The sequence below is a fragment of the Streptomyces sp. NPDC048516 genome (assembly GCF_043199875.1).
GTDB lineage: Bacteria > Actinomycetota > Actinomycetes > Streptomycetales > Streptomycetaceae > Streptomyces.
In genome coordinates this window covers 267606-289413 of the sequence record NZ_JBICWS010000007.1, presented here as the reverse complement: position 1 = coordinate 289413, position 21808 = coordinate 267606, and the positions used below count along the sequence as shown (strand labels likewise).

22 protein-coding genes are annotated in these 21808 nt (G+C 70.8%); 7 read left to right on the top strand and 15 right to left on the bottom strand.

What is annotated here, in order from left to right:
• Nucleotides 1-128: 128 nt before the first annotated feature.
• From ACGFR7_RS17020 to dapA, 3 genes are all read left to right on the top strand, one after another.
• Nucleotides 129-1967, top strand: coding sequence for an endonuclease/exonuclease/phosphatase family protein (locus ACGFR7_RS17020; protein WP_393319200.1), 1839 nt, complete (start codon nt 129-131; stop codon nt 1965-1967).
• A gap of 124 nt (nt 1968-2091) precedes the next feature.
• Nucleotides 2092-2241, top strand: a complete 150-nt coding sequence (locus ACGFR7_RS17015; RefSeq protein ID WP_176956553.1) for a hypothetical protein — start codon at nt 2092-2094, stop codon at nt 2239-2241.
• A 157-nt stretch (nt 2242-2398) separates the two neighbouring features.
• Nucleotides 2399-3358: a 4-hydroxy-tetrahydrodipicolinate synthase gene (gene dapA, locus ACGFR7_RS17010; protein ID WP_393319198.1), complete on the top strand. Its 960-nt coding sequence runs from the start codon at nt 2399-2401 to the stop codon at nt 3356-3358.
• On the opposite strand, the gene ACGFR7_RS17005 is transcribed toward dapA, so the two are convergent.
• The 12 genes from ACGFR7_RS17005 to ACGFR7_RS16950 form a co-directional block, all read right to left on the bottom strand.
• On the bottom strand, nt 3267-4238 hold the full coding sequence (locus tag ACGFR7_RS17005; RefSeq protein ID WP_393319195.1) for an EI24 domain-containing protein: 972 nt from the start codon (nt 4236-4238) through the stop codon (nt 3267-3269). The two genes, dapA and ACGFR7_RS17005, sit on opposite strands and share 92 nt — an antisense overlap.
• 187 nt (nt 4239-4425) lie before the next feature.
• Nucleotides 4426-5421, bottom strand: coding sequence for a 2,3,4,5-tetrahydropyridine-2,6-dicarboxylate N-succinyltransferase (dapD, locus tag ACGFR7_RS17000; RefSeq protein WP_393319192.1), 996 nt, complete (start codon nt 5419-5421; stop codon nt 4426-4428).
• A 112-nt stretch (nt 5422-5533) separates the two neighbouring features.
• Nucleotides 5534-6073, bottom strand: coding sequence for a TetR/AcrR family transcriptional regulator (locus ACGFR7_RS16995; protein ID WP_393319189.1), 540 nt, complete (start codon nt 6071-6073; stop codon nt 5534-5536).
• Nucleotides 6073-6393, bottom strand: a complete 321-nt coding sequence (locus tag ACGFR7_RS16990; protein ID WP_393319187.1) for a DMT family transporter — start codon at nt 6391-6393, stop codon at nt 6073-6075. The genes ACGFR7_RS16995 and ACGFR7_RS16990 overlap by 1 nt, the downstream gene beginning before the upstream one ends.
• A gap of 180 nt (nt 6394-6573) precedes the next feature.
• Nucleotides 6574-6909 carry a metal-sulfur cluster assembly factor gene (locus ACGFR7_RS16985; protein WP_018091854.1) on the bottom strand — a complete coding sequence of 112 codons (336 nt, stop codon included), beginning with the start codon at nt 6907-6909 and terminating at the stop codon, nt 6574-6576.
• Complete coding sequence (sufU, locus tag ACGFR7_RS16980; RefSeq protein WP_393319184.1) at nt 6906-7364, bottom strand: Fe-S cluster assembly sulfur transfer protein SufU; 459 nt, start codon at nt 7362-7364, stop codon at nt 6906-6908. Before sufU ends, ACGFR7_RS16985 begins: the two co-directional genes overlap by 4 nt.
• Nucleotides 7365-7418: 54 nt before the next feature.
• Nucleotides 7419-8675 (bottom strand): cysteine desulfurase, encoded by a 1257-nt coding sequence (locus ACGFR7_RS16975; protein ID WP_393319181.1) that lies wholly within the window; start codon nt 8673-8675, stop codon nt 7419-7421.
• Entirely contained in the window at nt 8672-9436 is a 765-nt protein-coding gene (sufC, locus tag ACGFR7_RS16970; RefSeq protein ID WP_159480282.1) for a Fe-S cluster assembly ATPase SufC, read from the bottom strand. The genes ACGFR7_RS16975 and sufC overlap by 4 nt, the downstream gene beginning before the upstream one ends.
• Nucleotides 9437-9443: 7 nt before the next feature.
• Nucleotides 9444-9761, bottom strand: coding sequence for a non-heme iron oxygenase ferredoxin subunit (locus ACGFR7_RS16965; protein ID WP_018091858.1), 318 nt, complete (start codon nt 9759-9761; stop codon nt 9444-9446).
• Nucleotides 9758-10978, bottom strand: a complete 1221-nt coding sequence (sufD, locus tag ACGFR7_RS16960; protein ID WP_393319177.1) for a Fe-S cluster assembly protein SufD — start codon at nt 10976-10978, stop codon at nt 9758-9760. Before sufD ends, ACGFR7_RS16965 begins: the two co-directional genes overlap by 4 nt.
• A 71-nt stretch (nt 10979-11049) precedes the next feature.
• The gene (sufB, locus tag ACGFR7_RS16955) at nt 11050-12471 is read right to left on the bottom strand and encodes a Fe-S cluster assembly protein SufB (RefSeq protein ID WP_350250274.1); all 1422 of its coding nucleotides are present in this window, start codon (nt 12469-12471) and stop codon (nt 11050-11052) included.
• A complete protein-coding gene (locus tag ACGFR7_RS16950) occupies nt 12468-13328 on the bottom strand; it encodes a helix-turn-helix transcriptional regulator (RefSeq protein WP_393319174.1) in 861 nt (286 codons plus the stop codon). Before ACGFR7_RS16950 ends, sufB begins: the two co-directional genes overlap by 4 nt.
• 278 nt (nt 13329-13606) lie before the next feature.
• Here ACGFR7_RS16950 and ACGFR7_RS16945 point away from each other — a divergent pair, with 278 nt between their 5' ends.
• From ACGFR7_RS16945 to ACGFR7_RS16935, 3 genes are all read left to right on the top strand, one after another.
• The gene (locus ACGFR7_RS16945; protein ID WP_393319171.1) at nt 13607-14569 is read left to right on the top strand and encodes an ABC transporter ATP-binding protein; all 963 of its coding nucleotides are present in this window, start codon (nt 13607-13609) and stop codon (nt 14567-14569) included.
• Nucleotides 14570-14749: 180 nt separating this feature from the next.
• On the top strand, nt 14750-15568 hold the full coding sequence (locus tag ACGFR7_RS16940; protein WP_393319168.1) for an ABC transporter permease: 819 nt from the start codon (nt 14750-14752) through the stop codon (nt 15566-15568).
• Nucleotides 15569-15667: 99 nt separating this feature from the next.
• Nucleotides 15668-16672 (top strand): heme A synthase, encoded by a 1005-nt coding sequence (locus ACGFR7_RS16935; protein WP_393319165.1) that lies wholly within the window; start codon nt 15668-15670, stop codon nt 16670-16672.
• Here ACGFR7_RS16935 and ACGFR7_RS16930 read toward each other — a convergent pair.
• From ACGFR7_RS16930 to ACGFR7_RS16920, 3 genes are all read right to left on the bottom strand, one after another.
• Nucleotides 16645-17691, bottom strand: a complete 1047-nt coding sequence (locus ACGFR7_RS16930) for an amidohydrolase (protein WP_393319163.1) — start codon at nt 17689-17691, stop codon at nt 16645-16647. The genes ACGFR7_RS16935 and ACGFR7_RS16930 overlap by 28 nt on opposite strands.
• A 136-nt stretch (nt 17692-17827) precedes the next feature.
• On the bottom strand, nt 17828-18211 hold the full coding sequence (locus ACGFR7_RS16925; protein WP_393319160.1) for a hypothetical protein: 384 nt from the start codon (nt 18209-18211) through the stop codon (nt 17828-17830).
• 23 nt (nt 18212-18234) lie between these two features.
• Nucleotides 18235-19224 (bottom strand): heme o synthase, encoded by a 990-nt coding sequence (locus ACGFR7_RS16920; protein ID WP_393319423.1) that lies wholly within the window; start codon nt 19222-19224, stop codon nt 18235-18237.
• Nucleotides 19225-19673: 449 nt separating this feature from the next.
• Between ACGFR7_RS16920 and tkt the strand changes: the two genes are divergently transcribed.
• Entirely contained in the window at nt 19674-21776 is a 2103-nt protein-coding gene (gene tkt / locus ACGFR7_RS16915) for a transketolase (protein ID WP_393319157.1), read from the top strand.
• Nucleotides 21777-21808: the final 32 nt, after the last annotated feature.

The following is a 21808-nucleotide window of genomic DNA, read 5'->3' as shown; positions in this document are numbered from 1 at the left end:
CACCGGGCGAAGCTTGACAACTCCCCTGTGTGCGCAAGAGATTGACGCAGATCGACGCGCGTAGCGCGCGCCGGCCCGGCTCCGCACGCACCTTCACCGGCCACCCCCCATATACCTCGGAGGCATCCATGCCGTCCCGTCGTTCACTCCGCAGACCGGTCACCCTCGGCGCGGTGATCTGCGCCGCCCTGGCCGGCGGACTGCTGACCGCCACGCAGTCCGCCTCCGCCGCCGGCACCCGGATCCACGACATCCAGGGCAGCACCCGCATATCCCCGCTGGCCGGACAGCAGGTCAGCGAGGTGCCCGGCACCGTCACCGCGATCCGCTCGTTCGGCTCGGCCCGCGGCTTGTGGGTGCAGGACCCGCACCCGGACAAGAACCCCGCCACCAGCGAGGCGGTCTTCGTCTTCACCGGCAAGGAGACGCCGAAGGCCGCCGTCGGCGACGCGATCACCTTCTCCGGCACGGTCAGCGAGTACTACCCGGGCGGCAAGGACGCCGGTCTGCAGTCCGTCACCGAGATCACCGGTGCGACCTGGAAGACCGTCTCCTCCGACGCCCCGCTGCCGGCCGCCTTCAAGCTCAACCCGGCCTCGGTGCCGAATCGTTACGCCCCCTCCGCGGGCGGCAACAGCATCGAGTCGCTGAAGCTGCGCCCCTCGTCGTACGCCCTGGACCGCTACGAGTCGCTGGAGGGCATGCGGGTCTCCGTCTCGAACGCCCCGGTCGTCGGCCCGACCAGCAGCTACCACGAGCTGTGGGTGACCGCCGAGCCCGGCCACCACCGCACCGCCCGCGGCGGGGCGCTCTACGGCTCGTACGCGGACCCCAACGGCGGCCGGGTCAAGGTGGCGTCCCTGATCCCGTTCGCGCAGCAGCCGTTCCCGGTCGCCGACGTCGGCCAGGCACTGTCCGGCACCACCGCCGGGCCGCTGGACTACGACAACTTCGGCGGCTACACCCTGCAGGCCACCGAGCTGGGCAAGGTCACCGGTCAGAGCCCCGCGCCGGAGACCACCCGCAAGCAGAAGTCCGATGAGCTGGCGGTGGCCACCTACAACGTCGAGAACCTGTCCCCCGCCACCCCGCAGGCCAAGTTCGACCGGCTGGCGAAGGCGCTGGTGCAGAACCTGTCCTCCCCCGACGTCGTGGCGCTGGAGGAGGTCCAGGACGACAGCGGCCCCAAGGACAACGGCGTGGTCACCGCCGGGGAAACCCTCAAGAAGCTGACCGAAGCCGTCAAGGCGGCCGGCGGCCCGGCGTACGAGTGGCGGCAGATCGACCCGGTCAACGACCAGGACGGCGGCCAGCCCGGCGGCAACATCCGCACCGCGTTCCTGTTCAACCCCGAGCGGGCGTCCTTCACCGACATCAAGGGCGGCGACGCCACCACCCCGGTGAAGGTGGTCGGCGACCACGGCAAGGCCTCGCTGTCCGCGTCCCCGGGCCGGATCGCGCCCACCGACGAGGCATGGAAGACCAGCCGCAAGCCCCTTGCCGGCCAGTTCTCCGCCAAGAGCCGTCCCGGCAGCCGGGTGTTCGTGATCGCCAACCACTTCAACTCCAAGGGCGGCGACCAGGGCCTGGACAGCCGTTTCCAGCCCCCGGCCCGCAGCTCCGAGACCCAGCGCACCGCCCAGGCCCGCCTGGTCAACACCTTCGTCAAGGATCTGCTGGCCAAGGACCCGAAGGCCGGTGTGGTGGTGGCCGGTGACCTCAACGACTACCAGTTCTCGCCGGCCCTGAAGGACCTCACCGCCGGCGGCGTGCTCACCGACCAGGTGCGCCGGCTGCCGGCCGCCGAGCGGTACGGCTACGTCTACAGCGGCAACTCACAGGTGCTGGACCACATGCTCACCAGCCGTCCGCTGACCCGGTCCGACTACGACATCGTGCACCTCAACGCCGAGTACGCCGACCAGGCCAGCGACCACGATCCGCAGGTGCTGCGCATCAAGCCGTAGCACGCGGCATGTCACCCCGTGTGACGCTCCGGTCACCCGCCTGGCCCACGCCGGGGGGCCAACTGCCGCGGGTGGTGCGGTACTGGGCATGTAAGAAACATTCGGCGAGACATAGGGAGTCATCATGCCGAAGTCCCAGAACCGTAAGTCGGGCAACAAGGACCGTGCCGCCGAGCGGCGCACCGACCAGCGGAAGCCGAAGTCGTCGGAGGAGTCCGCTTCCGAGCGGACCCAGGACCTGAAGCGTTCGCGGAATGGCCTGACTGGCGCGTGATGGGCCTGTGATGCCCGAGCGGCCGTCGCACCGGAAGGCGCGGCGGCCGCTTCATGTTCCGGCCCCGATGCCGGGCGTAGCGCTGCTCAACGAAACAGCCGGCACGACTAAGTGGACGTGAAATATGAGGCGCCCCCAGATTCCTGGCATGGAGACCATGACCACTCCCCTCACACCCCCGGCGGCCGCACCGCCCTTCGGCCGGGTCGCGACCGCCATGATCACGCCGTTCACCGCCGACGGAGCGCTCGACGCCGACGGTGCCCAGCGGCTCGCCACCCATCTCGTCGACGACGGCGGCTGCGACGCACTGGTGCTGAGCGGCACCACCGGGGAGTCCCCGACGACCTCGGACGCCGAGAAGGAGACCCTGCTGCGGGCCGTGGCCGAGGCCGTCGGCGACCGGGCCCGGATCACCGCCGGGATCGGCACCAGCGACACCCGCCACTCCGTCGCCCTGGCCCGCAGCGCCGAACGGGCGGGCGCCCACGGCCTGTTGGTGGTCACGCCCTACTACTCACGGCCCACCCAGGAGGCCGTCGTCCACCACCTGCGGACGGTCGCGGACGCCACCGGACTGCCGGTGATGCTCTACGACATCCCGGGGCGCACCGGCACCGCGCTGGCCGCCGGAACGCTGCTGCGGCTGGCCGCCCATCCGCGGATCGCGGCGGTCAAGGACTGCGCCTACGACCCGCTGAAGTCGGCGAAGGTGCTGGCCGCGACGGGCCTGGCCTACTACGCGGGCTGCGACGAACAGATCCTGCCGCTCCGTGCGCTCGGCGGCTCCGGCTGTATCAGCACCGCCGGCAATGCCGCGCCGCGGGCGGTGCGGGCCGTACTGGACGCCTTCGACGCCGACGACACGGCCGGGGCGACCCGCCGTCAGCTCGCGCTGATCCCGCTCATCGAGGCGGTGACCGGCGGCGAGAACCCCGGCGCGGTCACCGTGAAGGCGCTGCTCAACCACCTCGGCCTGCCCGCGGGGCCGGTCCGCGGCCCGCTGCTGGCCGCGGATGCCGAGCTCACCAGGCGGCTGGCGGACGCGCTGCAGACGACCCTGGACCGGACTGCGGACGGGGATACCGCTGCGGTGCCTGCGGCTGTCCCTGGTTAGCGGGGAAGGGCGGGGGCGCCGCCCCGAAGCCGCCCGGGGCTGCCGGCTGCGCGTACGGCGCGCCCGGCTGTCCGTACGGCGCACCGGCGGCCGGGCCGTGCCCCGCCGCGGCTTCGTCCCGGTCCGGCGCGGGCGGTTCCTCCTCGTCCGCCACCAGGTCCCGTACCAGCAGCGTCGCGCCGGCCACCGCGCCCGGCATCAGCACCACCGCGACGAACGGGATCAGGAACAGCAGCACGACCGGGGTGCCGAAGCCGACCGCGAGCGCCTTACGGCCCCGCAGCAGCCGCAGCCGCTCCCGCACCGGAATGTCCCGGCGCTGCATGGCCACCGAGGTCAGCTCGACGGCGAGGAAGAAGCCGGAGACGCAGAAGCCGATGGCGGGGATCACCGTCTGCCCGAGGAAGGGCACGAACCCGAGGGCGAACAGCAGGATCCCGAAACCGGCGGCGCGCAGCAGCACATGGACGCTGTCGCGCAGGGCGATCCAGATCTCCTGCCACAGCGGGCGGTCCGGGGACGGCGGGCAGTGACCCTCGGACTCCTCGACCTTCTCCGACAGCGACTCGTAGAAGGGGTCGCCGATCAGCAGGGTGACGGCGGTGAACGTCAGCACCGACAGCATCAGCCCGCCGGCGAACAGCAGCGCCACGAAGACTCCGCGCAGCAGCCCCTGCCAGGGCGAACCCCAGCCGTCGGCGAACGGCGTCGCCCAGGCCGCGATATCGCCGGACCAAAGGGCGAGCACGGTGAGCAGCGCGGCGTACAGCACCAGCGCGATCAGCGCCGGAATCAGCCCGAATCCCCACCACCGGCCGTGCCGGGCGACCCAGCGCTGCCCCGTACCCAGATACCGCATCCCCGCTGCAAGATCACGCATAGCGCAAAGCCTAGCGGCGCCCGTCCGGGGCGGTGACGGGGGCCGTGCCCCAGGGGTGCGCATACCGTGCGGGCCGTGCGGAGGCGGCAACGGAAGCGGCAACGGAAGCGGCCCGGCGGATCTCCCGCCGGGCCGCTGACGCTGCCGTGCAGGGCCGGCCGCACGACCGGCCGCCCTGCCCAGGACCTCAGTTGTGGCTGTGCAGCACCTCGTTGAGGCCGCCCCAGGTCGCCTTGTTCGGGCGGGCCTCGACGGTGCCGGTGGTGGAGTTGCGGCGGAAGAGGATGTTGTCCGCGCCGGAGAGCTCCAGGGCCTTGACGATCTGGCCGTCGGGCAGCGTGACGCGGGTACCGGCCGTCACGTACAGCCCGGCCTCGACGACACACTCGTCGCCGAGCGCGATGCCGATGCCCGACTCCGCGCCCAGCAGGCAGCGCTCGCCGATGGAGATGATCTGCTTGCCGCCGCCCGAGAGGGTGCCCATGGTGGAGGCGCCGCCGCCGATGTCGGAGCCGTCGCCGATGACCACGCCCGCGCTGATCCGGCCCTCGACCATGGAGGTGCCCAGCGTCCCGGCGTTGAAGTTGACGAAGCCCTCGTGCATGACGGTGGTGCCGGCCGCGAGGTGCGCGCCCAGGCGCACCCGGTCGGCGTCCGCGATCCGCACCCCGGTGGGTGCGACGTAGTCGGTCATCCGGGGGAACTTGTCGATGCTGGTGACCATCAGATGCAGCCCCTCGGCGCGGGCGTTCAGCCGCACCGTCTCCACCTGGTCGACGGCCACCGGGCCCAGCGAGGTCCAGGCGACGTTGGACAGCAGCCCGAAGAGGCCCTCCAGGTTCTGCCCGTGCGGCTTGACCAGCCGGTGGCTGAGGAGGTGGAGACGCAGGTAGCCGTCGTGCGCGTCCAGCGGCTTGTCGTCGAGGGAGGAGATGACCGTACGGACGGCGACGACCTCGACATCACGGACCGGGTCGGGGCCGATCGCCTTGAGCACGGCGGCGCCCAGCAGTTCGGTGGCGCGCTCGTCGTCAAGGCGCTCGGTGCCGGCCGGGCCGGGCGCGCCGACCAGCTCGGGCGCCGGGAACCAGGTGTCGAGAACGGTGCCGTCGGAGGTGACGGTGGCGAGCCCGGCGGCGACGGCGCCGGTCGTGGGGGAAGCGGAAACAGCAGCATCGGTCATGTCCGAAACCTAACCGGAGGGCGCCCGCCGAGGCGAACCGGTCTCAGCGGCCGGGCCGGGCCGTGCGGCTCCTTCGCCGGTCCGCCGGGGCTCGTACGACGGCCGGTCCTGCTCAGCCCAGCACCCCGGCCAGCCCGGCCCGCACCGCCTCGGGGTCGAAGGGCTGCCCGGTCAGCAGATGCTGCAACACCAGCCCGTCGGTGAGGGCCACCACCGTCCGCGCCGTGCGCAGATCGCCGATCCGCTGTCCGAGCAGCCGCACCATCTCGTCCAGGCACTCGGCGGCGATCGGCCGCACCGCCTCGTGCCGCAGCGCCGCCAGATACAGCTCGTACTCCAGCTCCATCCGCCTGCGGTCACCGGTCAGCGTGTCCTCGACCAGCCTCGCGACCTCCTCCGCGAGCGGTGCCGCCGGGTCGATGCCGTCGACCCAGCGTGCGAAGCCGGCCAGGCACACGGCGTTGGACTGCCGCAGCGCGGCGACCAGCAGCTCGTCCAGGGTCGCGAAGTGGTACGTGGTCGAGCCGAGCGGCACATCCGCCGCGGCGGCCACGGCGCGGTGGCTGAGCCCGGCGATCCCGCGCTCACCGACCACGGCGATCGCCGCATCGATGATCCGCTGCCGCCGGTCCGGATCGTAGCGCCGGGCCATCAGTACGCCCCGCCCAGATTCAGCACCACGACCCCCGCGATGACCAGCAGCACCCCGAGGATCTTCAGCGCACTCGTGCTCTCCCCCAGGAACACCATCCCGATCGCGGCGATCAGCGCCGTTCCGGCACCGGCCCAGATGGCGTACGCGGTGCCGACGCTCATCGATTTGAGCGTCTGCGCGAGCAGCGCAAAGGCGAGCAGATAGCCCAGCGCGGTGGCCAGCGAGGGCCACAGCTTGCTGAAGCCGTCGCTGTACTTCATCGCGGTGGTCGCGAGCACCTCGGAGAGGATCGCGCCGGCAAGCGTCACATAGACCATGCGTACGAGCGTACACAACGTTGCGTACGGGCGTACATATGTGTGCGGTCCATTCCGTCCGGCCGTTCCGTCCGTTCGTTCATCCGCCCGCCCGCCCGTCCGCCCGCCCGCAACGAGATACGGCCGTGCCCGCCAGTGGTGACCACTGGCGGGCACGGCCGTATCGCTCAGGAGATCCCGTCAGACGTTGAAGCCCAGCGCGCGCAGCTGCTCGCGGCCGTCGTCGGTGATCTTGTCCGGGCCCCACGGGGGCATCCAGACCCAGTTGATCTTCAGTTCGTTGACGATGCCGTCCGTGGCGGACTTCGCCTGGTCCTCGATGACGTCCGTCAGCGGGCAGGCCGCGGAGGTCAGCGTCATGTCGATGGTGGCGATATTGGCCTCATCGACGTGGATGCCGTAGATCAGCCCCAGGTTGACGACATCGATGCCCAGCTCGGGGTCGACGACGTCGTACAGCGCCTCGCGGACCTCTTCCTCCGAGGCCGGCTTGGTGGTGGTCGGGGTGTCGGTCATGCGGTCTTCGCCTCCTCGGAGAGGGCCTTGGCCGTGGCGTCCTTCCAGGCCATCCAGCTGAGCAGCGCGCACTTCACACGCGCCGGGTACTTGGAGACACCGGCGAACGCCACCGCGTCCTCCAGAATCTCCTCCATGGCGTCATCCGGCTCGACCTGCCCCTTGGACTGCATCAGCTCCAGGAAGGTCTCCTGGATCTTCTGCGCCTCGCCGAGCTCCTTGCCGACCAGGAGGTCGTTGAGCACCGACGCGCTGGCCTGGCTGATGGAGCAGCCCTGGCCCTCGTAGGACACATCCTCAATCGTCGCGCCGTCGAGCCGCACGCGCAGCGTGATCTCGTCACCGCACGTGGGGTTGACGTGGTGCACCTCGGCGTCGCCGTCCCGAAGACCGCGCCCGTGCGGGTGCTTGTAGTGGTCCAGGATGACGTCCTGGTACATGGAATCCAGCTTCACGGCTCAGTCAGTCCTCGTCCTCATCCGCTGTGCTTGTTAACCGGCTGTGTCTTTTTAACCGAAGAAGTTGCGGACGTGCTCCAGGCCCTCGACCAGGGTGTCGACCTCGGCGGGCGTGGAGTACAGATAGAACGACGCTCGCGTGGTCGCAGGAATTCCGAAGCGCAGGCAGACCGGCCGTGCGCAGTGGTGGCCCACGCGGACGGCGATGCCCTGCTCGTCCAGCACCTGGCCGACATCGTGCGGATGGATGTCGCCGAGCGTGAAGGAGAGCGTCGCCCCGCGGTCCTCGGCCGTGCTCGGGCCGATGATGCGCAGGTCGGGGACCTCCAGCAGCCGCTTGACGGCGTACTCGGTGATCGCGTGCTCATGCGCGGCGATCTGGTCCATGCCGATCGAGGCGAGGTAGTCCACGGCCGCGCCGAGGCCGACGGCCTGGGCGATCGGGGGCGTACCGGCCTCGAACTTGTGCGGCGCGGGCGCATAGGTCGAGGAGTGCATCGAGACGGTCTCGATCATCTCGCCGCCGCCGAGGAACGGCGGAAGGTCCTCCAGCAGCTCCTGGCGGCCCCACAGCACACCGATGCCGGTCGGACCGCACATCTTGTGGCCGGTGAAGGCCACGAAGTCGGCCTGCAGCGCCTGCACGTCCAGCACCATGTGCGGGGCGGCCTGCGAGGCGTCGATGCAGACCAGCGCGCCGACCTCCTGGGCGCGGCGGATGATCGTCTCGACCGGGTTGATGGTGCCCATGATGTTGGAGACCAGCGTGAAGGAGACGATCTTCGTCTGCTCCGTGATGACCTCGTCGATGTTGGACAGGTCCAGACGTCCGTCGTCGGTGATGCCGAACCACTTCAGCTTCGCACCGGTGCGCTGCGAGAGCAGCTGCCACGGGACGATGTTGGAGTGGTGCTCCATCTCCGTGATGACGATCTCGGTCTCGCGGTCCACGCGGTAGGGCTCATCGGCCCAGCCGAGCATGTTGGCCACGAGGTTGAGCGACTCCGAGGCGTTCTTGGTGAAGATCACCTCATCGCGGCTCGGGGCGTTGATGAAGGCGGCCACCTTGTCACGGGCGCCTTCGTACAGCGCCGTGGCCTCCTCGGCGAGCACATGCACGCCGCGGTGGACGTTGGCGTTGTGTCGTTCGTAGTAGGCGTTGAGGGCGTCGAGGACCTGACGCGGCTTCTGGGAGGTCGCCGCGTTGTCCAGGTACACGACCTTCTTCCCGTCATGGATCTGACGATCCAGGATGGGGAAGTCCTTACGGATCGCCTCGGTGTCGAGGAGGCCCGGCAGCTGTGTCACGCGGTTGCGCCACCCTTCGTGTACTCCTCGTAGCCCTCGGCCTCCAGCTTGTCGGCGAGCTCGGCGCCGCCGGACTCGGCGATCCGGCCGTTGGCGAAGACGTGGACCTGGTCAGGCTTGATGTAGCGCAGGATGCGCGTGTAGTGGGTGATCAGCAGGGTGCCGACCTCGCCGGTCTCGCGGACGCGGTTGACGCCCTCGGAGACGGTGCGCAGCGCGTCGACGTCCAGACCGGAGTCGGTCTCGTCGAGGATCGCGATGGCGGGCTTCAGCAGCTCCAGCTGAAGGATCTCGTGGCGCTTCTTCTCACCGCCGGAGAAGCCCTCGTTGACGTTGCGCTCGGCGAAGGAGGGGTCCATCTGCAGGCGCTCCATGGCCTCCTTGACCTCCTTGACCCACAGCCGCAGCTTGGGGGCCTCGCCGCGGATCGCGGTCGCGGAGGTCCGCAGGAAGTTGGAGACCGAGACGCCGGGCACCTCGACCGGGTACTGCATGGCGAGGAAGACGCCGGCGCGGGCGCGCTCGTCGACGGACATCTCCAGGACGTTCTCGCCGTCGAGGGTGACGGTGCCACCGGTGATCGTGTACTTGGGGTGACCCGCAAGGGAGTAGGCGAGGGTCGACTTGCCGGAGCCGTTGGGGCCCATGATGGCGTGCGTCTCGCCCTGCTTCACGGTCAGGTCGACGCCCTTCAGGATCTCGCGCGGGCCGTTCTCGGCCTCGACGGAGACGTGCAGGTCGTGGATCTCAAGCGTTGCCATGGGGAACTCAGGACTCCTGGGTGACGGAGACGAGCACGTCGTCCCCTTCGATCTTGACGGGGTATACGGGGACGGGGCGCGTCGCGGGCAGACCGTTCGGCTTGCCGGTGCGCAGGTCGAAGCTCGAACCGTGCAGCCAGCACTCGATCGAGCAGTCCTCGACCTCCCCCTCCGAGAGGGAGACGTTCGCATGCGAGCAGATGTCGTTGATCGCGAACACCTCGCCCTCGGTGCGGACCAGGGAAACGGGCGTGCCGTCGAGCTCCACCCGCTTGGGGGTGTCCTCCTCCAGCTCGCTCAGCGCCGCTGCGCGTACGTACGTCATGCCGCGGACGCTTCCAGCTCGGCCTCGATCTTGCTCATCAGACGCTCTTCGACGTCCGGGAGACCGATCTGCTGGACCAGCTCGGCGAAGAAGCCGCGGACGACCAGACGGCGGGCCTCGTCGGCCGGGATACCGCGGGCCATGAGGTAGAAGAGCTGCTCGTCGTCGAAGCGGCCGGTCGCCGAGGCGTGGCCGGCGCCGACGATCTCGCCGGTCTCGATCTCCAGGTTGGGGACCGAGTCGACCCGCGCGCCGTCGGTGAGGACGAGGTTGCGGTTGAGCTCGTAGGTGTCGGTGCCGGTGGCGGACGCCTGGATGAGGACGTCGCCGATCCAGACGGCGTGTGCGTCGTCGCCCTGGAGCGCGCCCTTGTACGTGACGTTCGAGCGGCAGTTCGGCGCCTCATGGTCGACCATGAGGCGGTGCTCCTGATGCTGGCCCTGCTCGGTGAAGTAGAGGCCGTAGAGCTCGGCCTCGCCACCGGGACCGGCGTAGTTGATACGCGGGTGAAGCCGCACGACGTCGCCGCCGAAGGTGACGACCACGGACTTGAAGCTGGCGTCCCGGCCGACGAGGGCGTTGTGCTGCCCGACGTGGACCGCGGTGTCGTCCCAGTCCTGGACCGAGACCACCGTCAGCTTGGCGCCGTCGCCGAGGAGGTAGTCGACGTTGGCGGCCAGCACCGCGTCACCGGTGTGGTCGATGACGACGACCGCCTCGGCGAACGCGCCCAGCTCGATCACCTGGTGGCCGAAGGCGGTGCCGCCCTCGCCGTGCACGGTGATCCGGATCGGCTCGGGCAGCACGGTCTCCTTGGGGACCGTGACGACCGACGCCTTCTCGAACGAGCTGTACGCCTGCGCGGCGACCCGGTCGACGGGCGTGCCGGCCTTGCCGACCCGCGGGTCGGCGCGGTCGACCAGCTCGTGGGTGACGCCCTCGGGAGCGGTGATGTCGATCTTCAGGTCGGGACCGCCCGCCTCGGCGCTGCCGTCGTGCAGGCCCTTGAGACGCGCGAGGGGCGTGAAGCGCCACTCCTCCTCGCGGCCGTGCGGCACCGGGAAGTCCGCCACGTCGTAGGACGGCGGGGCGCTCATCCGGGTGGCGACGGTGGACTCCGCGGCCACCGCGATGGAGCCGGTGGTCATGGAACCCGCCGGTGGGGGTCCCCCCGCCCGAGCGGAGCCGGGAGAGGGGGAGTTCTGAGCCTCAGCCATGGCTGTCGTCTAGCTCGCTTTCTTGAAGAGGACGCTGCCTCGTGAATCCGTTGCTGCCTGGTGGCCGGGGGTCAGCCGACCGCGCCTTCCATCTGCAGCTCGATCAGCCGGTTCAGCTCCAGCGCGTACTCCATCGGCAGCTCACGGGCGATCGGCTCGACGAAGCCGCGCACGATCATCGCCATGGCCTCGAACTCCGTCAGGCCACGGGCCATCAGGTAGAAGAGCTGGTCCTCGCTGACCTTGGAGACGGTCGCCTCGTGCCCCATGGAGACGTCGTCCTCGCGGACGTCGACGTAGGGGTAGGTGTCCGAGCGCGAGATGGTGTCCACCAGGAGGGCGTCACACAGCACGTTGGACTTGGAGCCCGCGGCGCCCTCGCCGATCTCGACCAGGCCGCGGTAGGAGGTCCGGCCGCCGCCTCGCGCCACCGACTTGGAGACGATGTTGGAGGAGGTGTTCGGCGCCATGTGGACCATCTTGGAGCCGGCGTCCTGGTGCTGGCCCTCGCCCGCGAAGGCGATGGACAGGGTCTCACCCTTGGCGTGCTCGCCCATCAGGTAGACCGCCGGGTACTTCATGGTCACCTTGGAGCCGAGGTTGCCGTCGACCCACTCCATGGTCGCGCCCTCGTAGGCGACGGCGCGCTTGGTGACCAGGTTGTAGACGTTGTTCGACCAGTTCTGGATGGTCGTGTAGCGGCAGCGGCCGCCCTTCTTCACGATGATCTCGACGACCGCGGAGTGCAGCGAGTCCGACTTGTAGATCGGCGCCGTGCAGCCCTCGACGTAGTGGACGTAGGCGTCCTCGTCGACGATGATCAGCGTCCGCTCGAACTGGCCCATGTTCTCGGTGTTGATCCGGAAGTAGGCCTGCAGCGGGATGTCGACGTGGACACCCTTGGGGACGTAGATGAACGAGCCGCCGGACCACACCGCGGTGTTCAGCGACGCGAACTTGTTGTCGCCGACCGGGATGACCGTGCCGAAGTACTCCTGGAAGATCTCCGGGTGCTCCTTGAGCGCGGTGTCGGTGTCCAGGAAGAGGACGCCCTGCTCCTCCAGGTCCTCACGGATCTGGTGGTAGACGACCTCGGACTCGTACTGCGCGGCGACACCGGCGACCAGGCGCTGCTTCTCCGCCTCGGGGATGCCGAGCTTGTCGTAGGTGTTCTTGATGTCCTCGGGCAGGTCCTCCCAGGAGGCGGCCTGCTGCTCCGTGGAGCGGACGAAGTACTTGATGTTGTCGAAGTCGATGCCCGACAGGTCCGAGCCCCAGTTCGGCATGGGCTTCTTGTCGAACAGCTTCAGACCCTTGAGGCGGAGCTTGAGCATCCACTCCGGCTCGTTCTTCTTCGCCGAGATGTCGCGGACGACGGCCTCGGAAAGACCGCGCTTCGCGGAAGCGCCGGCCACGTCGGAGTCGGCCCAGCCGTATTCGTACTTGCCCAGGCCCTCGAGCTCGGGGTGAGCAGTCTCCGTGGGGAGCGTCATGCGGGGTTCCTCCCGGCCGTGCTTGCAGATGCTGTGGTGGTCTTGCTGGTGCGTGCGGTGCTGTGAGCGGCCTTGCCGGCACCGGCCTTCGGGATGAAGGTCGTGCACACCCCGTCGCCGTGGGCGATGGTGGCAAGCCGCTGTACGTGGGTCCCGAGCAATCGGGAGAAGACCTCGGTCTCCGCCTCACACAGCTGCGGGTACTGCTCGGCGACATGGGCGACCGGGCAGTGGTGCTGGCAGAGCTGTTCACCGAGCTGGGGATTGGGGGCGCTGCGCGCCGTAGCAGCGTACCCGTCCGCGGTCAATGCCTTCGCCAGGGCCTCGGTACGGGCCTCGGGCTCCGCGCTCTCGACCGCCTTGCGGTATCCCTCGGCCTGGGCGGCCAGCCGTGCGCGGGCGAATGCCGCGACGGCGGCCTCGCCCTGCTCGCCGCCTCCCGCGCTCTGCGCGATCCAGCGCAGCGCATCGGAGGCGAGCTGGTCGTAGGCCTGGTCGAAGGCGTCCCGCCCGCAGTCGGTGAGGGCGAAGGACTTCGCCGGGCGGCCGCGGCCACGCGCGCCGTAGACGCGCTTCTCGCGGGGCTCGACGACGCCCTCGGCGGCCAGCGCGTCCAGATGCCGGCGCACCGCGGCCTGGGTCAGCCGCAGCCGCAGGGCCAGCTCGGCCGCGGTGGACGGACCGTGGTCGAGGATGGAGCGGGCGACCCGGTTGCGGGTGCCCTGCTGTTCGTCGTGCGGCGCCGGGACGGGCGCGGCGCCCGCCCCGGGCTGCGCGGTCTGCTCGGGCGCGGAGGCGGCCGGCCCTGCGGTCCGGTCGACCGCGGGCCCTTCCTGATCCTCGCTCGCGTATTTCACAACGTCATTGTTGCGTAATTCGCCGAAGCGACACAAGCCTCGTCCGGATCACGGACGGGTGGCCTCTATCACTTAGGCTGCCCTAAATTCAAGTACCTTCCGAGCCCCGAAAGCACTGCCGACCTGCGACGGGACGGTCCCGCCAGACGGGGCGCACCGGGGCGCGCGGCGCGGAGAAATTGCCCGGGCCGCACACCGCCGGATTGCGTACCCCGGCGCGGAAAAGCACCGGCGCCCCCATTGAAGAACGCCCCGCCACTCTCCGTAGACTGCCCGCCATGCGCAGCACCTCCCCGGGGAGCGACCCCCGGCCCCCCGGACGAGAGCCTGCCGTCGAGATCGTCGGCCTGGTCAAGCGATACGGGGCCAAGACCGCCGTGGACGGGCTCGACCTGACCGTCGCGCGCGGCGCGGTGACCGCCGTGCTCGGCCCCAACGGCGCCGGCAAGACCACCACGGTCGAGACCTGCGAGGGCTACCGCCGCCCGGACGCCGGCCGCGTCCGGGTCCTGGGCCTGGACCCGGTCGCCGACGCCGCGGCGCTGCGTCCGCGGATCGGCGTGATGCTGCAGTCCGGCGGCGTCTACCCGGGCGCCAAGGCGGAGGAGATGCTGCGGCACACCGCCACCCTGCACGCCCACCCCCTCGACGTCGGCGGGCTCATCGACCGGCTCGGCCTGGGCAGCTGCGGCCGGACGCCCTACCGGCGGCTGTCCGGCGGCCAGCAGCAGCGCCTCGCGCTGGCGATGGCCGTGGTCGGCCGCCCCGAACTCGTCTTCCTGGACGAGCCGACGGCCGGCCTCGACCCGCAGGCCCGGCACGCCACCTGGGACCTCGTACGGGAGCTGCGCGCCGACGGCGTCAGCACCGTACTGACCACCCACTTCATGGACGAGGCCGAGCAGCTGGCCGACGATGTGGCGATCATCGACGGCGGCCGGGTGATCGCCCAGGGCACCCCGGACGAGCTGTGCCGCGGCGGCGCGGAGAACAGCCTGCGCTTCACCGGCCGCCCCGGCCTCGACATCGCCTCGCTCCTCAAGGCGCTGCCCGCCGACAGCGCCGCCGCGGAACCGGCCTCCGGCGTCTACCGCGTCCACGGCAAGGTCAACCCGCAGCTGCTGGCCACCGTCGCCTCCTGGTGTGCCCAGAACGGCGTGATGCCCGACGCGATAGCCGTCGAGCGCCACACCCTGGAGGACGTCTTCCTGGAGCTCACGGGCAAGGAGCTGCGCGCATGAATCACGGCCACACCACTCACGGCCGGGGGTCCGGGGGGCGCCCCCCGGGCAGGCACAGCCTGGAGCTCACGGGCAAGGAGCTGCGCGCATGAATCACGGCCACACCACCCACGGCCGGGGGCCCGGGGGTCGCCCCCCGGGCAGGCACAGCCTGGAGCTCACGGGCAAGGAGCTGCGCGCATGACCGCTCTCGAGGCCGGGCACGGCAACGCCGCCGGCACCGGTACGTTCACCCCGCGGCCCGGCGCCGCCCCGCTGCCCCGGATGATCCGCGCGCAGGCGGCCCTGGAGACCAGGATGCTGCTGCGCAACGGCGAGCAGCTGCTGCTGACCGTCATCATCCCGACGCTGCTGCTGGTGCTGTTCTCCGCCGTCGACATCATCGCGGTGCCCACCGACACGGCCGGCGGCGCGGGCAGCTCCGTGGACTTCCTGGCGCCCGGCATCCTGGCGCTCGCCGTGCTGTCGACCGCCTTCACCGGCCAGGCCATCGCGACCGGCTTCGAACGGCGCTACGGCGTGCTCAAGCGGCTCGCCGTCTCGCCGCTGCCGCGCTGGGGGCTGATGACCGCCAAGACCTGCGCGGTGCTGGTCACCGAGGTGCTGCAGACCGCGCTGCTGACGGCCGTGGCCCTGGCGCTGGGCTGGTCCCCGCACGGCAACCCGCTCGCGGTGGTGCTGCTGCTCCTGCTGGGCACCGCCGCCTTCTCGGGCCTGGGCCTGCTGATGGCCGGCACGCTCAAGGCGGAGGCCACCCTCGCGGCGGCCAACCTGGTGTTCTTGCTGCTGCTGGTCGGCGGCGGCGTGATCGTCCCGCTGGACAAGTTCCCCCAGGCCGCACAGAGCGTGCTCGGGCTGCTGCCGATCGCGGCGCTGTCCGACGGGCTGCGCGACGTCCTCCAGCACGGCGCCCAGATCCCCTGGCGGGACCTGGGCATCCTGGCGGTCTGGTCGGTGCTGGGGCTGGGCGCGGCGGCCCGCTTCTTCCGCTGGGAGTGAGCCGCCGGGCGGCCGCGCCGCCGAGCGGTTCCCGGCGGGTCCCTCACCCGGCGCACCCCTCGTGAAAACTTGCACAAGGCCCCGCCTACGATGTCTCCCGTGCCGAACACGCTGAACCCCCTTGAGCTGATCGCCCGCCGCTGGCAGCCGTCCGCCGCCTTCGTGCGCCGGGCCGCGCTGGCCACCGTCGTGATGGCCGTGATCATCGTCGTCACCGGGGGCGCCGTCCGGCTCTCCCAGTCCGGACTGGGCTGCTCGACCTGGCCCAAGTGCACGCCGGACAGCCTGACCCCGACCGCCGCGATGGGCATCAACGGGATCATCGAGTTCAGCAACCGCATGCTGACCGATGTGCTGTGCGTGGTCGTCGGGGTGTTCATCATCGCCGCCCGCGCCCGTCACCCCCGGCGCCGCTCGCTCACCCGCCTCGGCTGGGCGCAGTTCTGGCTCGTCATGACCAACGCCGTCATCGGCGGCATCACGGTCCTCACCGGCCTGAACCCGTACATCGTCAGCTCGCACTTCCTGGCGGCCACGGGCCTGCTCACGGTCGCCGTGCTGAGCTGGAAGCGCGCCTGCGAGGGCGACGAGACGCCACGCGAGCTGGTCGCCCGCCCCGTCCGGCAGCTGGCGTGGCTGCTGGTGGGGTCGGCCGCCGCGCTCACCGTCATCGGCACGGTCGTCACCGGCGCGGGCCCGCACGCGGGCGACGCGAAGAAGGTCCACCGCATCCCGCTGGACTGGCAGGAGATCACCCAGCTGCACGTCGACTTCGTCTACATCGTCGTCGGCCTGACCGTCGCCCTGTGGTTCACCCTGCGGGCCGTCAAGGCCCCGGCCGCCCCGCGCCGGAAGGTCCTGGAACTGCTCGCCTGCCTCGCCCTGCAGGGCGTCATCGGCTACGTCCAGTACTTCATGGGCCTGCCCGAGATCGTCATCGGCTTCCACATGCTGGGGTCGGCCCTGGTGTGGGTCGGTGTGCTGCGGGTCTGCCTGTCCTTGCGCGACCGCGGTCCGCTCCTGGAGGAGGGCCCCGGCGAGCCCGCCCCCGCGGGCGAGACCGGGGCACCGGAGCCTCAGCCGGCCTCCGCGCTCAGCCGGTAGATCCGGCGCGCGGTCCCCGACCCGACCATCTCGGTGATCCGGCGCCCGTCCTCGGCGCCGCACAGCCCCTCGTCGGCCCACTCCCGTACGAGGCGGCCCATGGCCCGCAGAAAGAACCGGGCGCCGGTCACATACAGCTCGGGCAGCCCGCGGGCACCCGAGGAGAACAGCAGCTTGCCGAACGGCGCCCGGCCGAGCGTGTCCTCGGGGCGGGGTCCGGCGTCGGCGTACACATGGGCGTGCACCGCGGCGAGCTCCGCCGCCCGCCGGTGGTGCGGCACCCGCGGCAGCAGGACGAGAGCCGAGCCGATGCCGGCCGTGGCGCGCAGGAAGCCCGCCAGCGGCCGCGGATCCGGGCAGTGCAGCTGCACCGGCAGACCGGTCGCCACGGCGCTCCACAGCAGATGCCGTACGAGAGCGGGCTCCCCCAGCCGCTCCCCCGGACGGCGGCCGCGCAGCCAGCGGTCCGCGGCGCGCCGCACCTCCCCGGCTTCGGGGGCGTGCCCGTCGCAGTGGGTGGCACCGGAGGCGAAGGCGGTGGTGTGCTGGGCCGCGGCGTACAGGGCCTCGGCGGTGTAGCCGAGGAAGGAGTCGACGCTGCCGGAGGTGTCGGCGACCTGCTCGGCGAGCGGTTCGAGCCGGACGACCTCGTGGGCCCCGGCTTCCGCGGCGGTGGCCAGTTCGCCGGCCGAGGTCAGGGCGCCGGGAGTGCCGGCCTCCAGCAGGAACGTGCCGATGCCGGAGCCGCGCAGCAGCAGACGGCCGGCCCGGTAGGCGCCGACCTCACGCCTGCGGGCCAGGTAGCGGGCGGGCGGGCACTGCGGCTCCAGGCCGAGCAGCGGGGGGCACCAGCGGCGTATCGCAAGACCGGTGAAGCTGTCGAAGTAGCTGGTGCCGGCGGGGGCCGGGCCGTGGGCGCCGACCGCGGCGGCGAGGTGGGTCTCGAAGGAGCCGAGACCGAGCTCACCGTGCACCGCGCCGTGGCTGTGCTGATCGATGAGCGGTGGAAGGCCGTCCATCCGCTCCTCCTCGCCGTAGGCCCGCCGGGCGCGGCCGGAGCGCCGCGCCCGGTGGGCTTAACGGGCGAGGAGGTGGTGAGGTATCGGGCTCCGCTTCCGGCGTGCGCTCCGGCGCACGGCGCCCGGCACCGGATCGTCAGCCGTTGGCCGGACCGCCCACCTGGATGCCCGCCATCCGGGACCACTCGTAGCGGCCGGTGCGGACCTTGGCGGCGAGGTCGCCGTCGAAGTCGTCGTGGAGCGTGAGGCCGGCCTTGTCGGCGGCGTCCTTGGCGGAGCCGAAGGTGTCCGCGACGAGGTTGCCCCACTCGCCGTCGGCCCCGACGAGCGCGATCCGGGTGCGGCCCCGGCCGATGTGCGCGAGCTGGCCCTCGGCGCTGCCGCCGTGCGTGGCGGCGAAGGCGCGGATCTGCTTGGCGAGCCGGTCGGCGTGCTTGCCGGCCCTCTTGTCGGTGCGCGTCGCGGCCTTCACGCCGGCCGCCGTCTCCGTCTGCTCGTCCGCCTGCTGGGTGTCTGCCATACCGACATGCTACCCATCGGTAATCAACGAAGGAAGGGATCCACGGCGACGGCGACGAACAGCAGCGACACATAGGTGATGGACCAGTGGAACAGCCGCATCTCCTTGAGCTTGGCGCCCGTGATCCCGGCCTTGGCGCGGGACTGCAGACCGTGCGCCTCCTTGAGCCAGAAGGCGCCGCAGGCGACCGCGACGACGGTGTAGAACCAGCCCGTGTAGCCCAGCGGCTGCAGCAGCAGCGAGACGGCCACCATCACCCAGCTGTAGGCGACGATCTGGCGTGCGACGACCTTGTTGCCCGCCACGGCCGGCAGCATCGGCACCCCGGCGCGCTCGTAGTCGTCCTTGACCTTCATCGACAGCGGCCAGTAATGCGGCGGCGTCCAGAAGAAGATGACGAGGAAGAGGATGAACGAGGCCCAGGAAACGGAATTCGTCACCGCCGACCAGCCGATGAAGACCGGCATACAGCCCGCGATGCCGCCCCAGACGATGTTCTGGGACGTACGCCGCTTGAGGATCATCGTGTAGACGACGACATAGAAAAGCAGCGCACCGAGCGACAGCATCGCCGACAGCGGGTTGACGAGGAACCAGAACAGGGCCGTGGAACCCGCCGCGAGCGCGGTCGCGAAGACCAGGCATTCGCGGGGGCTCACCATGCCGGTGACCAGGGGACGCTGGGACGTACGGTCCATCAGCGCGTCGATGTCGCGGTCGAGGTACATGTTGAACGCGGCGGCGCCGCCGGCGGAGAGATAACCGCCGACGCAGGTCACCAGCACCAGCATCAGATCCGGCACGCCCTTGGCCGCCAGGAACATCACCGGCACCGTGGTCATCAGCAGCAGCTCGATGACGCGCGGCTTGGTCAGCGCCACGAACGCCTTGACGCGCGCCCCGAACGGCCGGTCGCCGGGACTCCCGGGGTCCTGGGAGAGCTCCCCCACAGCCTTGACGGCGTGGGAGGTGCCCCCACCCGCAGGACGGGATTCGACGGCCGTCACGCACACCCCTGGAAGTAACATCAGCGGCCTCTGCCGCGGAAGAGATAAGGCCTGCAAGCCCGTCCGGCCGTGAATACCCGGTGAAAGGCTTGCGCGTACCACGCCACTTTAGACGTTGGCCATAAGGCGATCTTCGCGGGGGTGGGGTCGTGTTGGGTGCCGGGCCACGGGGGCGACGGCATCTATTCCCCGGTGACCGCCCGGCGTTCGGGAGGCGAACGCGACCGCCGCCCGGCAGTCTGGTCGTAGGGCCCTCACCTCAGGGCCGGGAATGCCCCCCGTGCTGATGTGGTTGCCCGAAGCGACAGGTGCCGTGACACCTACGCACCGACTGAGCGCCGAAAACACCGACTGAGCGTCGAAAAGACGCACGCACTTGCGGGGGTAGGCTCGACACCGCCTGGCGGACATACCGTCCGCGGCATTCGACATGTGGAGAGGAGCCCTGACTCAGGGTGAGCACCAAGCCGACCACCACAGATCTCGAGTGGACCGAACTGGATCAGCGGGCAGTGGATACGGTCCGTGTCCTGGCCATGGATTCCGTGCAGAAGGTCGGTAACGGCCATCCGGGTACGGCCATGAGCCTGGCTCCGGCCGCCTACCTTCTCTTCCAGAAGCTGATGCGGCACGACCCGGCGGACGCGAACTGGACCGGACGCGACCGGTTCGTCCTCTCCGCGGGCCACTCCAGCCTGACCCTCTACATCCAGCTCTACCTCGCCGGCTACGGCCTGGAGCTGGACGACCTGAAGGCGTTCCGCACCTGGGAGTCGAAGACCCCGGGCCACCCCGAGTACGGCCACACCACCGGCGTGGAGACCACCACCGGCCCGCTGGGCCAGGGTGTCGCCAACGCGGTGGGCATGGCGATGGCCGCCCGCTACGAGCGCGGCCTGTTCGACCCGGAGGCGCCCGAGGGCAGCTCGCCCTTCGACCACCACATCTACGCCATCGCCGGTGACGGCTGCCTGCAGGAGGGCATCTCCGCCGAGGCCTCCTCGCTCGCCGGCCACCAGAAGCTCGGCAACCTCATCATGCTGTGGGACGACAACCACATCTCGATCGAGGGCGACACCGAGACCGCGGTCTCGGAGGACACCTGCAAGCGCTACGAGGCCTACGGCTGGCACGTGCAGCGGGTGGCCCCGAAGGCGAACGGCGACCTGGACCCCGAGGCGCTGTACCACGCCATCGAGGCGGCCAAGGCCGAGACCGGGCGCCCGTCGTTCATCGCGATGCGCTCGATCATCGCCTGGCCGGCCCCCAACGCCCAGAACACCGAGGCCGCGCACGGCTCGGCGCTGGGCGACGAAGAGGTCGCGGCCACCAAGCGGGTCCTCGGCTTCGACCCGGAGAAGTCCTTCGAGGTCCCCGAGGAGGTGCTCGCGCACACCCGCGCCGCCCTCGACCGCGGCCGTGACCTGGAGAAGGAGTGGGGCAAGAGGTTCGCCGACTGGCGCACCACCAACCCCGGGCACGCCGCGGAGTTCGACCGGGTCGCCGCGGGCGAGCTGCCCGCCGGCTGGGAGGACCACCTCCCGTCGTTCGAGACCGGCAAGGCCGTGGCCACCCGCGCCGCGTCCGGCAAGGTGCTGCACGCGCTCGGTGCGGTCATCCCCGAGCTGTGGGGCGGCTCCGCCGACCTGGCGGGCTCGAACAACACCACGATCGACAAGACCTCGTCGTTCCTGCCCGAGGGCAACCCGCTGCCGGGCGCGAACCCGTACGGCCGCACGATCCACTTCGGCATCCGTGAGCACTCCATGGCCGCGGAGATGAACGGCATCACGCTGCACGGCAACACCCGGGTCTACGGCGGCACCTTCCTGGTGTTCTCCGACTACATGCGCAACGCCGTCCGGCTGTCCGCGCTGATGCACCTGCCGGTGACCTACGTGTGGACGCACGACTCCATCGGCCTGGGCGAGGACGGCCCGACCCACCAGCCGGTCGAGCACCTGGCCTCGCTGCGTGCCATCCCGAACCTGAACGTCGTCCGCCCGGCCGACGCCAACGAGACCGCCATCGCCTGGCGCGAGATCCTGGGACGCTGGACGAAGGAGTACGGCGTGGGGGCCCCGCACGGCCTCGCGCTGACCCGGCAGGGCGTGCCGACGTACCCGGCCGACGAGAACACCGCCAAGGGCGGTTACATCCGGTTCGAGGCAGAGGACGCCGACGGCAAGAGCACCACGCCGCAGGTCGTGCTGATCGGTACCGGTTCCGAGCTGCAGCTCGCCGTCGAGGCGCGCGAGCAGCTGCAGGCCGAGGGCGTGCCCACCCGCGTGGTGTCGATGCCGTCGGTCGAGTGGTTCGACCAGCAGGACCAGGCCTACCGCGACAGCGTGCTCCCGCCGTCCGTCAGGGCGCGGGTCGCCGTCGAGGCCGGCATCGGTCTGACCTGGCACCGCTTCGTCGGTGACGCCGGGCGCATCGTGTCCCTGGAGCACTTCGGTGCCTCGGCCGATGCCAAGACCCTGTTCCGCGAGTTCGGCTTCACCGCCGACGCGGTCGCCTCCGCCGCCCGCGAATCGGTCGAAGCCGCCGCGCGCTGACGCCCGCACACGACAAGTAGGAGATGCAGAAC

Excerpts from the sequence above, each read along its gene's own strand:
- ACGFR7_RS16985 (WP_018091854.1), bottom strand. The coding sequence starts at position 6,909 with ATGACCGACACCCCGACCACCACCAAGCCGGCCTCGGAGGAAGAGGTC.
- ACGFR7_RS16940 (WP_393319168.1), top strand. The coding sequence starts at position 14,750 with ATGACCGCTCTCGAGGCCGGGCACGGCAACGCCGCCGGCACCGGTACG.
- ACGFR7_RS17015 (WP_176956553.1), top strand. The coding sequence starts at position 2,092 with ATGCCGAAGTCCCAGAACCGTAAGTCGGGCAACAAGGACCGTGCCGCC.
- ACGFR7_RS16945 (WP_393319171.1), top strand. The coding sequence starts at position 13,607 with ATGCGCAGCACCTCCCCGGGGAGCGACCCCCGGCCCCCCGGACGAGAG.
- sufB (WP_350250274.1), bottom strand. The coding sequence starts at position 12,471 with ATGACGCTCCCCACGGAGACTGCTCACCCCGAGCTCGAGGGCCTGGGC.
- dapD (WP_393319192.1), bottom strand. The coding sequence starts at position 5,421 with ATGACCGATGCTGCTGTTTCCGCTTCCCCCACGACCGGCGCCGTCGCC.
- ACGFR7_RS17005 (WP_393319195.1), bottom strand. The coding sequence starts at position 4,238 with ATGCGTGATCTTGCAGCGGGGATGCGGTATCTGGGTACGGGGCAGCGC.
- ACGFR7_RS17020 (WP_393319200.1), top strand. The coding sequence starts at position 129 with ATGCCGTCCCGTCGTTCACTCCGCAGACCGGTCACCCTCGGCGCGGTG.
- sufD (WP_393319177.1), bottom strand. The coding sequence starts at position 10,978 with ATGGCTGAGGCTCAGAACTCCCCCTCTCCCGGCTCCGCTCGGGCGGGG.
- sufC (WP_159480282.1), bottom strand. The coding sequence starts at position 9,436 with ATGGCAACGCTTGAGATCCACGACCTGCACGTCTCCGTCGAGGCCGAG.
- ACGFR7_RS16965 (WP_018091858.1), bottom strand. The coding sequence starts at position 9,761 with ATGACGTACGTACGCGCAGCGGCGCTGAGCGAGCTGGAGGAGGACACC.
- ACGFR7_RS16930 (WP_393319163.1), bottom strand. The coding sequence starts at position 17,691 with ATGGACGGCCTTCCACCGCTCATCGATCAGCACAGCCACGGCGCGGTG.
- ACGFR7_RS16925 (WP_393319160.1), bottom strand. The coding sequence starts at position 18,211 with ATGGCAGACACCCAGCAGGCGGACGAGCAGACGGAGACGGCGGCCGGC.
- dapA (WP_393319198.1), top strand. The coding sequence starts at position 2,399 with ATGACCACTCCCCTCACACCCCCGGCGGCCGCACCGCCCTTCGGCCGG.
- ACGFR7_RS16995 (WP_393319189.1), bottom strand. The coding sequence starts at position 6,073 with ATGGCCCGGCGCTACGATCCGGACCGGCGGCAGCGGATCATCGATGCG.
- ACGFR7_RS16990 (WP_393319187.1), bottom strand. The coding sequence starts at position 6,393 with ATGGTCTATGTGACGCTTGCCGGCGCGATCCTCTCCGAGGTGCTCGCG.